The following is a 13,385-nucleotide window of genomic DNA, read 5'->3' on the forward strand; positions in this document are numbered from 1 at the left end:
AACTTACAGTTCTTGCGAAGAAAACACACATAACTCGCTGTATTTTATTATGAATGCCCTGATTACACTCGTTGTCCTGGCCTTGATCGCGACTTTCGTCGCCGCGATCAAGCGCGTGCCGGCCGACCAGGTGCATAGCCTCTACCGACGAGGCAAGCCGTACCGCCTGCTGCAGCCAGGTACCCATATGTCACTCCCGCTGATCGACCGCGTGGAGCACCGCATCGACCTCAGCGGCCAGGTGCTGCGTTTCGAAGAGCTGCTGGCCGACGCCCACGACGTGCGTGGCACGGTGTACTGGCAGGTGCTGGAGCCGGAACGGGCCGACGCAGTGATCGATCATGCCGACCAGCTGATCCGTGGCGGCGCCCTGGCGGCGCTGCGCGACGAGCCGGAGGCGTTCAGCGCCGATCGCCGCGACCTGGGCTCGCGCCTCAAGCAGAGCATGAACGGCGCCCTGCGCGAGCGCGGCATGATGGTCACGCGGGTGGAGCTGGAATTCGCCTGATCCGGTGTGCTGCCGGACAGGCCTGGCGAAGGTGGCCTCAGAGCACCCGCCACAGGGGAGACCCTTGAAGCCCGCTACGGCGGGCTTTTCTTTGTCCTTCGTTTCCCCTCCTGTGGGAGCGCACCCTGTGCGCGACAAGCCACGCTTGGGTGTACCGCTCCGTGGGTTTGTCGCGCACAGGGTGCGCTCCCACAACTGGCGTCCCGTCGTACACACCCGGATACTTGCGTGCCCCGTTCCTGCAAGGCCCTTCCATGACCTCTCGCCAAGTCCTGCAAACCCGGCTGGAAAGCGGCATCGCCGCGCTTGGCGTGAGCTTGCCGGCGGGCGCCGTGGAGCGTCTGCTCGATTACCAGGCCCTGCTGGCGCGCTGGAATGCCACCTACAACCTCACCGCCATCCGCGATCCGCTGGAGATGGTCAGTCGCCATCTGGTCGATTCGCTGGCGATCCTGCCCTATGTGCAGGGCCAGACGCTGGCCGATCTGGGCACCGGCCCCGGCCTGCCCGGCATTCCGCTGGCGATCGCGCGCCCGGAGCTGCAGGTGCTGCTGGTGGATTCCAACGGCAAGAAGGTCCGCTTCCTGCGCGAGGCCATTCGCTCACTGAAGCTTGAGAACGTGCGTGCGGTGCAATCGCGCGTGGAAGAAGTGGAAGGCCAGTTCGATTGCATCACCGCCCGCGCCTTCGCCAGCCTGGAGGACATGCTGGCCTGGGGTGGTCACCTTTTGACCAAGGACGGCATCTGGCTTGCCATGAAGGGCAGGCATCCGGATGAGGAACTGCCTGGCGTACCCGCTGGTTTCGAGGTTCGCGCCATCCATACGCTCGCCGTGCCTGATGTGGGTGGCGAGCGGCACCTTGTGGTACTAGGCCGCACCGCTGGCTGAGCAGGCTGCTAATCTAGCCCCCTTTTCACTCGTTCACGGTATCGACGACACCATGGCCCGCATCATCGCTGTCGCCAACCAGAAAGGTGGTGTCGGCAAGACCACCACCGCCGTCAATCTCGCCGCCGCGCTGGCTGCCGCCAAGCGCAAGGTGCTCTTGGTCGATCTCGATCCGCAGGGCAACGCGACCATGGCGTCGGGCGTGGACAAGCGCGTGGCCAAGCCCAACGGCTGCGAGGTGCTGCTGGACGAGGCGCCGATCGAGCAGGCCATCGTCAAGACCGAAGCGCATTACGACCTGCTGCCCGGCAACGGCGACCTCACCGCCGCCGAGCTGAAGCTGATGGACGCGATTGCGCGCGAAAGCCGCCTCAAGGACGCGCTGTCGAAGATCGCCGATCGCTACGACATCGTGCTGATCGACTGCCCGCCCTCGCTGCACCTGCTGACGCTCAATGCGCTGACGGCAGCGACGGGTCTGTTGATTCCAGTGCAGTGCGAATACTTCGCGCTGGAAGGTCTATCCAGCCTGCTCGATACGGTGAAGGCCGTGCGCCAACGCCTCAATCCCGCGCTGGAAATCGAAGGCCTGCTGCGCACCATGTACGACGTGCGCAACAACCTCGGCAACGAAGTGTCAGCGCAGCTGACCACGCATTTCGGCGACAAGGTGCTGCGCTCGATCATTCCGCGCAACGTGCGCCTGGCCGAGGCGCCCAGCCATGGCCAGCCGATCCATCTGTATGACCGCAGCTCGCGCGGCGCCATTGCCTATATCGGCCTGGCCGGCGAGATGATCCGCCGCGATCGCAACCAGCAGGCGGCAGCGCTCGATCACGCCAACGACGTGGTCACGCCGACGCTGCACGAGAGTGACGAGACGCTCGACGACATCGTCGACATCCATCAGGAGTAAGCATGTCCGCTGCGAAAAAACGAGGCCTGGGACGCGGGCTCGATGTGCTGCTCGGCGGCAATGACGAACCCGGCAAGCCCTCGGTGCTTGAGCAGGAAGGCGAATTGCGCCACCTGCCGATCCAGCAGATCCAGCCCGGCAAGTACCAGCCGCGTCGCCATTGGAACGACGAGGCGCTGGACGAACTGGCGGCCTCGATTCGCGCGCAGGGACTGATCCAGCCGGTGGTGGTTCGCGCCATCGGCAAGAACCAGTACGAGCTGATCGCCGGCGAACGCCGCTGGCGTGCCGCGCAGCGCGCGCAGCTGTCGGAACTGCCGGCGCTGGTGAAGGACGTGCCGGAAGTGGCCGTGCCGGCCATGGCTCTGATCGAAAACATCCAGCGCCAGGACCTCACGCCGCTCGAAGAAGCCGACGCGCTCAAGCGCCTGATCGACGACTTCGCGCTCACCCACCAGCAAGCTGCCGATGCCGTCGGTCGCTCGCGTGCATCCGTTTCCAACTTGCTGCGCATGACTGAGCTGCCAGCCTCCATCAAGCGCCTGCTCGATGAAGGCAAGCTGGAAATGGGCCACGCCCGCTGCCTGATCACCCTGCCCGAAAGCATGGCCGAAGGTCTCGCCCTGGAAGCCTCCCGCCACGGCTGGAGCGTGCGCGAGCTGGAAGAAGCCGCGCGTCGCGCGCAGACGGCGCCCAAGGGCAAGGCCAAGCACACGCCGTCGCGCGATCCGAATGTCGACGCGCTGGAACGCGAACTGGGCGAGCGCTTTGCCACTCGCGTGGAGTTGGCGCAGGGGCGCGGAGGCAAGGGCAAGTTGGTGATCCACTATCACAGCAACGATGAGCTGGATGGGATTCTGGGGAAGATTCGCTGAGGCGAATGGCTTCGTCTTTCTGCTCGTCATCGAGCCCGTCGCGTCATGCGAGGACCCGGGCGCCAAGAGCCACAAAACGCCCGGCCTAGCCGGGCGTCCTTTTTTGTAGGAGCGCACTTGTGCGCGACCAGCCGACGGAGCGTTAGCGCTGCGGTCTCGCACAAGTGCGCTCCTACAAGGGGATGCACGCCGGTGGGGGCGGTCAGAGTTGCCGGCCCGCTCTTTGTGGGAGCGCACCCTGTGCGCGACAAGCCGACGGAGCGGTACACCCAAGCGCGGCAGTCGCGCACAGGGTGCGCTCCCACAGACAAGCCGGCACGGCGGCGGAGGCTCCGCCTTAAGTGCGGCGATCAGCATTCATCCGAGGCTCGGTCGAGTGCCGGAAGGCCCCCGAGCCGCCCCGCCGCCTGACGCCAGCCCCTCCACCCACTAGAATAGCCCCCTGGCGCCCCTGCGCCCCCTGTTAAAGACCAAGGCCCTCCCCATGCCACAGCTGTCCGTCGTCGTGCCGGTGTTCAACGAGCGCGACAATATTCCGCCGCTGCTCGCCGAAATCGCCGCTGCCCTGCGCGGCAAGGTGGACTTCGAGGTCGTCTATGTGGACGACGATTCCAGCGACGACAGCGTGGCCGTGCTGGCGGCGGAGAAGGCGAAGTATCCGGAGTTGCGCATCGTGCGCCACCTCACCCGCAGCGGTCAGAGCACGGCGGTGTGGAATGGCGTGCGCGCGGCGCGTTCGCCGTGGATCGCCACCCTGGACGGTGATGGCCAGAACGATCCGGCCGATATTCCCAAGCTGCTCGCCCAGCGCGAACAGAGTGGCCCGGACGTGCGCCTGTTTGCTGGTTGGCGCACCACGCGCCGGGACAGCTTCAACAAGCGCATCTCGTCCAAGATCGCCAACGCGGTGCGTTCGCGCATGCTGCGCGATTCGACGCCCGACACCGGTTGCGGCCTGAAGCTGTTCGACCGCGACGTGTTCATGCGCCTGCCCTACTTCGACCACATGCACCGCTATCTGCCGGCGCTGGTGAAGCGTGCGGGCTTCCAGAGCACCAGCGTGCCGGTGGGTCATCGCCCGCGCACGGCGGGTACCTCCAAGTACGGCATGCTCGATCGCCTGTGGGTAGGCATCGCCGACCTGCGTGGCGTGGCCTGGCTGATGCGCCGTGGCAAGGTCACCCAGGTCGAAGAGATCTGAGTTAGCGACTGACTTACCTGTGTGTGGGAGCGCACCCTGTGCGCGACAGGCCCACATGTTGGACTGCGCTGCCGATGATCGCGGTGCCATCCGGCACCGCGTTCGCGCACAGGGTGCGCTCCCACAACGCGTTCTTCATCGGCGTATGCTGATGATTCGTGCTTCGGGAGGCCGCCCGTCCATGAGTATCACCGTCAAGCGCATCTATGAGGCGCCCGCCAAGAGCGATGGCTATCGCGTGCTGGTGGACCGCGTATGGCCGCGTGGCATGAAGAAGGAAGACGCCGCGCTCGATGCCTGGAGCAAGGAGCTGGCGCCATCCACCGCCCTGCGCAAATGGTTTGGCCACGATCCCGCGCGCTGGGAAGGTTTCCGCCACCGCTACGCTACCGAACTCGATGCCGCGGCCGAGCATTGGCGCCCTCTGCTGACCCAGGCATCGCGTCACCGCATCACGCTCTTGTTCGGTGCGCGCGACGAGGAGCACAACAACGCGGTGGCGCTGAAGTGCTATCTCGATGCGCTGTTAAAGGCCAACGGCCAGCATTGAACGCTCAGGAGCGGCCGGTAAACACGCCGGTGCGTGTCGGCTGCCAGTTCGCCAATGCCAGACGGGCCTGTTTGCGGCCCATCTCGATCAATTCGCCGGCGCGGTAGAACTCGTACACCGTGGCCACATTGCGCGGCATGCGGATCAACAGATCAGGCTCGTACGCCGCCAGGCGCAGGCGCGACAGATTGGCCTGCATCAGGTCCATCGATTGCATGAGCAGTTCCAGCATGCCCGGTTCGCGCGCCTTCTCGGCGCCATGCGGCATGAGCTTGCCGATGAACTCGCCGATGCGCGACCGATAGCCGTCGTTGCTCGCCGTGGGTGTCGCGCGCACCTCGTCCGGGGTGCCGGCATCGGGCGGGCCGTCCATGCTCACGGCGAACAGATAGTCCGCCGGATCGCGGATCAGCGGCGTCACCGGTACGGGATTGAGCAGACCGCCGTCGATCAGGCGCCGCTCGGACAAGGTATGCGGACGAAAAATGGTCGGAATGGCGATGGACGCACGGATCGCATCAAACAGCGGGCCGCGGGTGAGCCAGACTTCGCGTTCGCGGTCCAGGTCGGTGGCGACGGCGGTGAAGGCGATCGGCAGATCTTCAATGGCGACGTCGCCGATCAGCCCACGCATGGTCTCGATGATGCGCTCGCCCTTGATCAGGCCACCGCCCGACAGCGTCCAGTCGACCAGCTTGAGCACATCCATCTTGGCCAGCGAACAGACCCAGTCGCGGTAGACGCCCAGTTTGCCGGTGGCGTAGATGCCGCCGATCAGCGCGCCCATCGAGGTGCCGGCAATCGCGACGATTTGATAGCCCTGCGCTTCGATCTCCTCGATGGCGCCGATATGCGCCAGACCTTTCGCGCCTCCGGAACCAAGTGCGAGCGCGACGGTCGGTTTTCTGGTGACGTTGGCTTCGGCAGGAAGCGTCGAGGGATCGGCGATATCAGTGGCGCTCATGGCTCAGACGACAAAAAGTGAGTGGAGAGGAGTGCGTGGCGAGAGGCTGCGTCCACGCGCGTGCTCGCATCACCCTCGTCTTGGCCCACTTATCTCACTGATAGCCGCCCAGTGCCAGCTGCAGCTGGATCTTCATTTCCTCGCGCAGCGACAAGGGCGCCACCACTTCCGCATCCGGACCGTACTTGAGTACGTCCATCAGCAATTCCTTGGAATTGGAATACGGCACCTGCAGCTCATAGCGGCCGTCGGACAGCCACTCGCCCTTCTGCTGCGAATGCCAGTGTTCGTCGGCCACCCAGCGTGCGGCGTGCTGCGAGAAACGCAGCGTGGCCCAGGCCTTGGGCTTGCCGGCAAAGATGCCGTAGCTGGAGGCCAGCGCGTCGTTGAGTTCCTGCTCGACCACGTCGCGCGCGGGATCTTCGAGCGATTGCGGCTCGGCAATGCGATCCACGGCGAAACTGCGCAGCGCTTCGCGGTCGTGATCCCATACATCGAGATACCAGTTGTCGCGATAGTGCGTCAGGCGTTGCGGCGACACGCGGCGATGACTGTCCGCATTGGTCGTGCGCGCGCGATAGCGGAAACGCAGCTGCTTGCGTTCGAGCACGGCGCCGGCGACCACGCGGAACACCTGCTGGTCGAGCTTGCGTTCGCCCCAGGCGATGACGCGGATGCGTTCGATCGGCAGCGTCTTGCCGGTGCCCTGGTCGGACAGCAGGTGTTCGATGCGCGCCTTGAACGGCGCGAGTGCGCCGGCAAGCACGCCCGGTCCGCTGCGACCAATCAGTTCGTTGAGCGCAAGCAAGGCGGCGAGTTCATCCGAGGTCAGCCACAGCCCCGGCAACTCGAATCGTTCGCCTTCGCCCACCGCATAGCGAAACGCGGCGTGCTCGCCGCCTGCGCTTTCGATGGGCGCACCCAACGCGTCGCGCAGAAACGCCACGTCGCGATACAGCGTGGCACGCGAGCACTCCAGCTCGTCCATCAGACGAGGAAGAGGCACGGGATAGTGCGCCGACTTCAGCAATCGGTGCAGGGTGAGAATGCGCTCGTAACGATCCATGAAATGATTTTCGACGGCTGCCTCCGCGTAGCATGCGCACCGTTGGCGGAACCCGCAAGTCCACCAGATGGTGGGATTCAGCAAGACCACGCCACGGTCACGCGCACGTGATCCCCCCTTCACGTACAAAAGACACCACGCTCATGAAGCCGCGCCACCAAGCTCAGCCATACGCTGTCGTCAGCAGCCGCACCGTCCCCGCACGGGCGCGACCACGCCCCTTGGCCGCCACCTTGTTGCACGTCAGCGGCTATGACGGCTTTGGGCTTTGGATGGTGCTTGGACTCGCGCTGGCGGTGGGTGTGTATCCCGATGGTCGTGGCGACGTGCTGGTGCCGGTGGCGCTGGGTGCATCGCTGGTAGCCATGGGTTTGCTCGCGGCCTGCCTGCATTCGCGCTGGATGACGCACTGGCATGGATGGGTCATCGTCAGGGGCTCACGGCCCACGCGCGACGCCCTGGTGGCACTCGCCTGCGGCTTGCCGGTGCTGGCGGTGGCAGGGCTGGCGCGTGGTGACAACGCGTTCTGGGCAACGCGTTTGTCGGGCGCGGCGATGGCGTTGTGCTGCTTCGCCAGCATCATCGTGGCGGCGTATGCGGATGCCCAGCGGCAGGCGCCCGGCATGGATCCGCAACTGGCCACGCAGTTGCCGCTCAGTCGGGTGGTGTCGGCCACTTATGGCGGGGGGCTGTGGCTGTGGCTTTGCACGGCTGGCCAAAACACCGATGAGACCATTTTGCACCCGCTGTCGTGGATCATCGGCTTGCTGGCGCTCGCGCTGCTGCGCGGCCTGGTGGAGAGCCTGCGCTGGCAGGCGACGCTGCGGCGGGTGGCGGCGCCGCGCGGTCGGCTGGAATTGCAGCCCAAGCGTTATCTGGCGGCGCTGCTGGTGTATGCGGTGCCGTGCGTGGCCTTGTTGCTGATGAGCTTCGAAGACGGCTGGCTCGCCCTGGCCGCCGTGGCGGCCGTGAGTTGCACGGTAGGCATGGCGACCGAGCTAAGTTTGTATGATGAAGCCCTGGCAGCCTTGCCAGACGGCCCCTGAGGGGCTCGTCGCGCGTCAGCGCTGAACAAAACCTCCCCCGGTTCACAGGCAGTTCAATCCGCCCCGTTAAGGTGGCGGCCTGCCAATTTTTAACGAAAAAGGAACAATCTCAGATGAAAAGCACCCTGATGGCGGGCGCCCTGCTCGCAGCGCTGGCCAGTTTTGGCGCTCAAGCCGACGACGCGTCATCCAATCCGGCCAACAACGGCGGGTGGACGGGTTCGGGCGAATTCGGTTTCGCGTCCTCCTATGGCAACTCCCGCTCGGAAAACATCAACGCCAAGCTCGGCGTGAGCCAGGAAAACGACATGTGGAAGAACAACTTCTTCCTCAATGGGCTGCGTTCCAAGGGCGAGGTCGAGGTGCAGGACCAGCAAGGCAACACCGTCGACCGCCTCACCACCACGGCCAATCGCTACGACAGCGGCGCCTCGGTGGGCTACAAGCTCGATCCGCGCAGCTACATCGTGACGGCCGCGCGTTATGAGCACGACGATTTCGGCGCCAACCTGTGGCAGGGCATCGTCTCGGTCGGCTACGGCTATATCGCGCTGAAGACGGAGCGCACCGAGCTGTCGTTCGAAGCCGGCCCCGGTTACAAGCGCTATCGCCCTGCCGACGTCGACCAGGCGGTGACCCAGCCCGATGGCACCACCGAAACGGTACGCGTGCGCCAGAACACCGTGAGCGAAGCGGTCGGCCGCGGTCTGGTCAACTACAAGTACCGCCTCACCGACAACACCGCATTCGAAGACACCCTGCTGATCGAAGCGGGCTCGGACAACAAGTACTACCAGAACGATATCGGCCTGTCGGTCAGCATGACCAAGAAGGTGGCGCTCAAGCTCGGCTATCAGCTGCGCTACAACAGCGATGTGCAGCCCGGCACGCAGAGCACCGATTCGCTGGTGACGACCAATCTGCTCTACAACTTCTAAGCGCTCGCGCTTTGCCCAAGCCGCCCTGGCTGGCCGTCGACGACGGGTCCGCGGGGCGGCTTTTTCTTTGGACTCAGTGGCCGAGCAAGGAGGCCGCGCCTTGCGCGAACAGCGCTTCAGCGACCTGCTTGCCCAGCGCCTCGGCCTGATCGCCTTCCGCTTCGGCTTGGGCCTGCAGCAGGCGACCGCTGCTCACGTCGCCCACCATGCCGCGCAGATGCAGGCCGCGCTCGGTCACCGTGCACCACGCACCCACCGGCACCGTGCAGCTGCCGCCCAGGGCCTGGTTCATGGCCCGCTCGGCGGTGACGGCCAGGCGGGTCTGGGCATCGTCCAATGCCGCCAGCAAGGCAAGCACCTCGGGCTGATCGGAGCGTGCCTCGATCGCGATGGCGGCTTGTCCCGGCGCAGGCAGCCAGTCAGGAGCGGCGAGACGCCCGCGGATGCGCGAGGCCAGGCCCAGGCGCTCCAGCCCGGCGCAGGCCAGCAGGATCGCCTCGTAGTGGCCTGCGTCGAGCTTGGACAGGCGCGTGCCTACGTTGCCGCGCAGGTCGAGCAGGGTCAGGTCCGGGCGCACGGCGCGCAGCTGCGCCTGGCGGCGTAGCGAGGAAGTACCCACGCGGGCGCCCAGCGGCAGCGCGGCCAGATTGGCGTAGTCATTGCTCACGAAGGCATCGGCGGCGTCGGCGCGCGGCAGGATGGCCGGCAGCGTAAAGCCTGCTTCCAGCTCGGAGGGCACGTCCTTCAACGAGTGCACTGCCAGGTCGGCGCGGCCTTCCAGCATGGCCACTTCCAGTTCCTTGAGGAACAGTCCCTTGCCGCCGATCGTGGCCAGGGGCTGATCGAGGATCTCGTCACCTCGCGTCGACAACGGCACCAGGTCGACGAACAGCCCCGGATGGATCAGACGCAGCTCCGCCGCGACGTGTTCAGCCTGCCAGAGGGCGAGTGCGCTCTTGCGGGTGGCGATGCGCAGCGTGGTTGGCGTCATGGTGATCTCGGTGGGGGCGTCGCACGAGGCGTCGTCGGGGGCCCCATTGTCGCGTAATTATTGCCGCGGCTGCATTAGGTAGCCGGTCGCACTAGCAGCTATCCTGCGCCCGGGATGGGACAGCAAGGAGTGTTGTCATGAAGATCCGCAGGGTGGTTTGCAGCGTCCTTTTCATCATCGTCGGCCACGCCGCGTTCGCGGCGAATGTTCCACCGGTCACCAGCAGCGCTGCGACGGCGTTACCCGTGCTGTTGCCGGATGGACGGCCATACACTGATCCTGATCTATCCGCACGTGGGTTGCCTGAGGCGTCCGCGTTCAACCAAGGTGGCTATCCCGGCAGCGCGCTGCAGCTTTCGCCCGTGCGCAAACTGACCGACGAAGGCTGGCTGGCGGCGAGCGCGCATCGCGCGAGCGCGGCGCAGATCAACTTCCATCGCGCGCTGCGCATCAAGCCGAACGATCGTCGCCTGCTTTGGGCGGTGGGCTGGAGCATGATCAATCTCAACGACCCGGCGTGTGCGCTCGAAGCGTTCCAGCGCAATCTCTCGCTGCGTCCGCAGCAACGTCCGCAGTGGGTGCCGATGGCGATGGCGCTGACGTATACGGCGTCGGGCCAGCGTGACGTGGCCGTGGCCTGGTATCGCGCCGCGGCGCTCAGCGATCCGGTGCGCTTTGGCACTGACAACGCCACCCGCCGCAGCACGCTGCACTGGACCGCCAGCGAGCGCGCGCTGATCAGGCAATTGATCGGCTATGCATCGCAGGGCGATGGCCCCGAGAACAGCGAGCTGGCGTCGCGTTGACCGACCGGCGAAGCGGCGAGGTGTTGAGCTCGCCGCTTCAACCCATGCGCAGCAGCTTGCGCAAGGTCGGCAAGTTGCGTCGGCTCACTTCCGGCATCAGCTCGGTGCCGCCCAGTCGCGCCAGCACGCGGCCATCGGCGAGTGTTTTGAGGCCGAGCAGACGTTGCGCCGGCACCAGGCAATTGCGATGCAGGCGTATCAGGGTGTCCGGATAGGCCTCTTCCAGCTGGCGCAGCGACTCTTCCAGCAGCAGCTGGCCACCGCGGTGTTGCACCACCACGTACTTCTCTTCCGCCAGCAGGCAGACCACGTCGTCGAGCGCGACGCGCACCTGCTCGCCGCGCAAGCGCCCGTGCAGATAACCGCCGGTATCGCGCGGCGCCTGCTGCAGGCGCTGGCGTGCGCGCTGCAAGGCCTCGTTGAGCCGCTCGAGTCGGACCGGCTTCAGCAGATAGTCCACGGCGCCCAGGTCGAACGCGTGTAAGGCATGGCTTTCGTAGGCGGTGCAGAACACCACCAGCGGACGCTTGCTGCTTGCCAGTCGCTGCGCCAGTGCCGTGCCGCTCATGCCGGGCATGTTGATGTCCAGCAGCAGTACGTCCGGTTGCAGCTCGCCGAGCGCTTCGAGCGCGGCCTCGCCATCGGCCACGCTGCCGGCCACTTCGACGTCGTGGCATTCGCCCAGCAGCGCCGCGAGGCGGGCGCGTGCCAGGGGTTCGTCGTCAACGATAAGTACGCGCATGGGTTCGGTTCTATGCTTCCGGCAGCTGCAGGCGCACGATGAAACGCCCGCCTTCGGGGCCGGCGATGACGCGCGCGCGTGGACCATAACGATAGGCCACGCGGCGACGTACGTTGTCCAGGCCGTGGCCATGACCGCCGGGCGCCGGTTCGCTGGCCAGCGGGTTGTCGATTTCGATCAGGATGTCGCCGCGCTCGCGGCGGCCGCGCAGGATCACCTCGCCGCCTTCGCGCAAGGGCTGGATGCCATGACGCACGGCGTTCTCCACCAGCGGCTGCAGCAGCAGGCGCGGCAGTGGAAACGCATCGGGCAGATCGTCCAGCTCACGCCGTACGCGCAAGCGTTCGCCCAGGCGAAGCTGCTCGATGTCGAGGTAGCGATCGACCAGGCCCAGTTCCTCGCCCAGCGTGCCATCGCGCGTGCTGTGTTCGCCCAGGGCGGCGCGGAACAATTCGGAGAGATCCTCGACCGTGCGCTCGGCCGCGGCGGGATCCACTCGCACCAGCGCCGCCACGGTATTCATGCTGTTGAACAGGAAGTGCGGACGGATGCGCGCCTGCAACGCCGCCACCTGGGCCTGCGAGACCGCCTCGAGGCGGGTCTGCCACTGCGCGAGCAAGTAGAAATAGCGCAGCATCGCGGCGCCGAGCAGGGCGGCAATCACCGTGTTGTTGAGCACGAAGTCGCCGGTGCTGTCGCGCAGCAGGCTCATCTGCAGCAGGCCGTCCATCCAGTGCACCAGCGCGCTGCCGGCCATCACGATCACCACCATGGCCATCCATACGGCGGCATACGACGCATGACCCGGCAGGCGCAGAAACAGCGGACGCAGCTTGCACAAGGCGACGCCGATCACTACGGCCAGCCAGTCGGCAAACAACATGCCCACGCTGAAACCGCGCCAGCCGTGGCTGTTGTTGGGCGCCAGCCACATCACCGTGACCGTGACCGAGGCCATGATCAGCAGCGCGAAGATCACCGGGCCGCTGCAGAAATCAGGCAGCGGGCGATGTTCCGCGCGACTAGGTGCCGGTGGCGTGGTGGTGGACTCCCTCATGTGAAGGAGTATGCCGCATGCGTGGTCAGGCTACTTTGAGCGTCATCCCAGCCCACGCCGACAGCCGGCGGCCATCAGACGCCCAGGCGCACCGTCATCCACTGGCGCAGGTCGGCCACTTCCTCGCCGCACACGGAGTGCGGCATCGGATAGGTGTGCCAGCTGACCGAATAGCCCAGCGACTGCAGCAGATCGCGCGAGCTGACGCCGCGGGTCAGCGGCACGATCGGGTCGGCGGTGCCGTGGCCCCAGAACACCGAGGCGTGGCCGTTGGCGGGGCTGCGTTCGCTGGCAAAGGAGTCCTGCAACGGCAGGTAGGTGGACAGGGCGATGATGCCTGCCAGCGGCTGCGCGTGGCGCAGGCCGCCCGCCAGTGCGATGGCGCCGCCCTGCGAAAAGCCGGCCAGCAGGATGCGCGAGCTGGGCACGCCGCGCTCGTTCTCGCGGGCGATCAGCGCTTCGACGCTGGCGATGGAGGCCCGCATCCCGGTTTCGTCCTGGCGGGAAATCAGGTCGACCCCCACGATGTCGTACCAGGCGCGCATCGGCATGCCGCCATTGACCGTCACCGGTCGCACCGGCGCATGCGGAAAGACGAAGCGCAACGCCGGCCACTCCGGCGAGACCAGCTCCGGCACGATCGGGGCGAAGTCGTTGCCGTCGGCCCCCAGTCCGTGCAGCCAGATCACGCTATGGCCGGGGTTGGGAGCGGTTTCGATCTCGACAGTAGGGAGGGGCATGTTGTTCGCCGTGCTGGGTCTTTCAGGGGGATAGCATGCCTTGAAGACACGCAGGAGAACCTCACGGAACGCATGGCCCGCGGGGTTGGCCGACA

15 protein-coding genes are annotated in these 13,385 nt (G+C 66.0%); 9 read left to right on the plus strand and 6 right to left on the minus strand.

Annotated features, from left to right (window positions below; genetic code table 11):
- The first annotated feature begins 49 nt into the window (after positions 1 to 49).
- The 6 genes from AB4Y82_RS05475 (at position 50) to AB4Y82_RS05500 (ending at position 4,940) form a co-directional block, all read left to right on the plus strand.
- Entirely contained in the window at positions 50 to 508 is a 459-nt protein-coding gene (locus AB4Y82_RS05475) for an SPFH domain-containing protein (RefSeq protein ID WP_441601847.1), read from the plus strand.
- 254 nt (positions 509 to 762) lie between these two features.
- Positions 763 to 1,398 carry a 16S rRNA (guanine(527)-N(7))-methyltransferase RsmG gene (rsmG, locus tag AB4Y82_RS05480; protein ID WP_441601848.1) on the plus strand — a complete coding sequence of 212 codons (636 nt, stop codon included), beginning with the start codon at positions 763 to 765 and terminating at the stop codon, positions 1,396 to 1,398.
- A gap of 52 nt (positions 1,399 to 1,450) precedes the next feature.
- Positions 1,451 to 2,314 carry a ParA family protein gene (locus tag AB4Y82_RS05485; RefSeq protein WP_441601849.1) on the plus strand — a complete coding sequence of 288 codons (864 nt, stop codon included), beginning with the start codon at positions 1,451 to 1,453 and terminating at the stop codon, positions 2,312 to 2,314.
- Between the two features lie 2 nt (positions 2,315 to 2,316).
- Complete coding sequence (locus AB4Y82_RS05490) at positions 2,317 to 3,189, plus strand: ParB/RepB/Spo0J family partition protein (protein WP_441601850.1); 873 nt, start codon at positions 2,317 to 2,319, stop codon at positions 3,187 to 3,189.
- Between the two features lie 484 nt (positions 3,190 to 3,673).
- Complete coding sequence (locus AB4Y82_RS05495) at positions 3,674 to 4,390, plus strand: glycosyltransferase (protein ID WP_441601851.1); 717 nt, start codon at positions 3,674 to 3,676, stop codon at positions 4,388 to 4,390.
- Positions 4,391 to 4,571: 181 nt separating this feature from the next.
- Positions 4,572 to 4,940 (plus strand): DUF488 domain-containing protein, encoded by a 369-nt coding sequence (locus AB4Y82_RS05500; protein ID WP_441611151.1) that lies wholly within the window; start codon positions 4,572 to 4,574, stop codon positions 4,938 to 4,940.
- A gap of 4 nt (positions 4,941 to 4,944) precedes the next feature.
- Here AB4Y82_RS05500 and AB4Y82_RS05505 read toward each other — a convergent pair whose 3' ends face one another.
- Together AB4Y82_RS05505 and AB4Y82_RS05510 are read right to left on the minus strand one after the other, a co-directional pair.
- Positions 4,945 to 5,904: a patatin-like phospholipase family protein gene (locus tag AB4Y82_RS05505; RefSeq protein ID WP_441601853.1), complete on the minus strand. Its 960-nt coding sequence runs from the start codon at positions 5,902 to 5,904 to the stop codon at positions 4,945 to 4,947.
- Between the two features lie 94 nt (positions 5,905 to 5,998).
- On the minus strand, positions 5,999 to 6,970 hold the full coding sequence (locus AB4Y82_RS05510; RefSeq protein WP_121883216.1) for a helix-turn-helix transcriptional regulator: 972 nt from the start codon (positions 6,968 to 6,970) through the stop codon (positions 5,999 to 6,001).
- Between the two features lie 221 nt (positions 6,971 to 7,191).
- Here AB4Y82_RS05510 and AB4Y82_RS05515 point away from each other — a divergent pair, with 221 nt between their 5' ends.
- Positions 7,192 to 8,016 carry a hypothetical protein gene (locus tag AB4Y82_RS05515; RefSeq protein ID WP_441601854.1) on the plus strand — a complete coding sequence of 275 codons (825 nt, stop codon included), beginning with the start codon at positions 7,192 to 7,194 and terminating at the stop codon, positions 8,014 to 8,016.
- Positions 8,017 to 8,129: 113 nt separating this feature from the next.
- A complete protein-coding gene (locus AB4Y82_RS05520) occupies positions 8,130 to 8,954 on the plus strand; it encodes a DUF481 domain-containing protein (protein ID WP_441601855.1) in 825 nt (274 codons plus the stop codon).
- A 73-nt stretch (positions 8,955 to 9,027) separates the two neighbouring features.
- Here AB4Y82_RS05520 and hemC read toward each other — a convergent pair whose 3' ends face one another.
- Positions 9,028 to 9,945, minus strand: coding sequence for a hydroxymethylbilane synthase (gene hemC, locus AB4Y82_RS05525; protein ID WP_441601856.1), 918 nt, complete (start codon positions 9,943 to 9,945; stop codon positions 9,028 to 9,030).
- A 137-nt stretch (positions 9,946 to 10,082) separates the two neighbouring features.
- On the opposite strand from hemC, the gene AB4Y82_RS05530 reads away from it, so the two are divergent.
- Positions 10,083 to 10,751 (plus strand): tetratricopeptide repeat protein, encoded by a 669-nt coding sequence (locus tag AB4Y82_RS05530; RefSeq protein WP_441601857.1) that lies wholly within the window; start codon positions 10,083 to 10,085, stop codon positions 10,749 to 10,751.
- A 37-nt stretch (positions 10,752 to 10,788) separates the two neighbouring features.
- Here the strand turns inward: AB4Y82_RS05530 and AB4Y82_RS05535 are convergent, their stop codons facing one another.
- The 3 genes from AB4Y82_RS05535 to AB4Y82_RS05545 form a co-directional block, all read right to left on the minus strand.
- Complete coding sequence (locus tag AB4Y82_RS05535) at positions 10,789 to 11,493, minus strand: LytR/AlgR family response regulator transcription factor (protein ID WP_441601858.1); 705 nt, start codon at positions 11,491 to 11,493, stop codon at positions 10,789 to 10,791.
- Between the two features lie 10 nt (positions 11,494 to 11,503).
- Positions 11,504 to 12,550 (minus strand): sensor histidine kinase, encoded by a 1,047-nt coding sequence (locus AB4Y82_RS05540; protein ID WP_441601859.1) that lies wholly within the window; start codon positions 12,548 to 12,550, stop codon positions 11,504 to 11,506.
- A 74-nt stretch (positions 12,551 to 12,624) separates the two neighbouring features.
- Positions 12,625 to 13,290: an alpha/beta hydrolase gene (locus AB4Y82_RS05545; protein ID WP_441601860.1), complete on the minus strand. Its 666-nt coding sequence runs from the start codon at positions 13,288 to 13,290 to the stop codon at positions 12,625 to 12,627.
- Positions 13,291 to 13,385 lie beyond the last annotated feature (95 nt).

It is taken from the genome of Dyella sp. 2YAF14, from assembly GCF_052114725.1.
In the GTDB taxonomy this organism is placed as follows: domain Bacteria; phylum Pseudomonadota; class Gammaproteobacteria; order Xanthomonadales; family Rhodanobacteraceae; genus Dyella.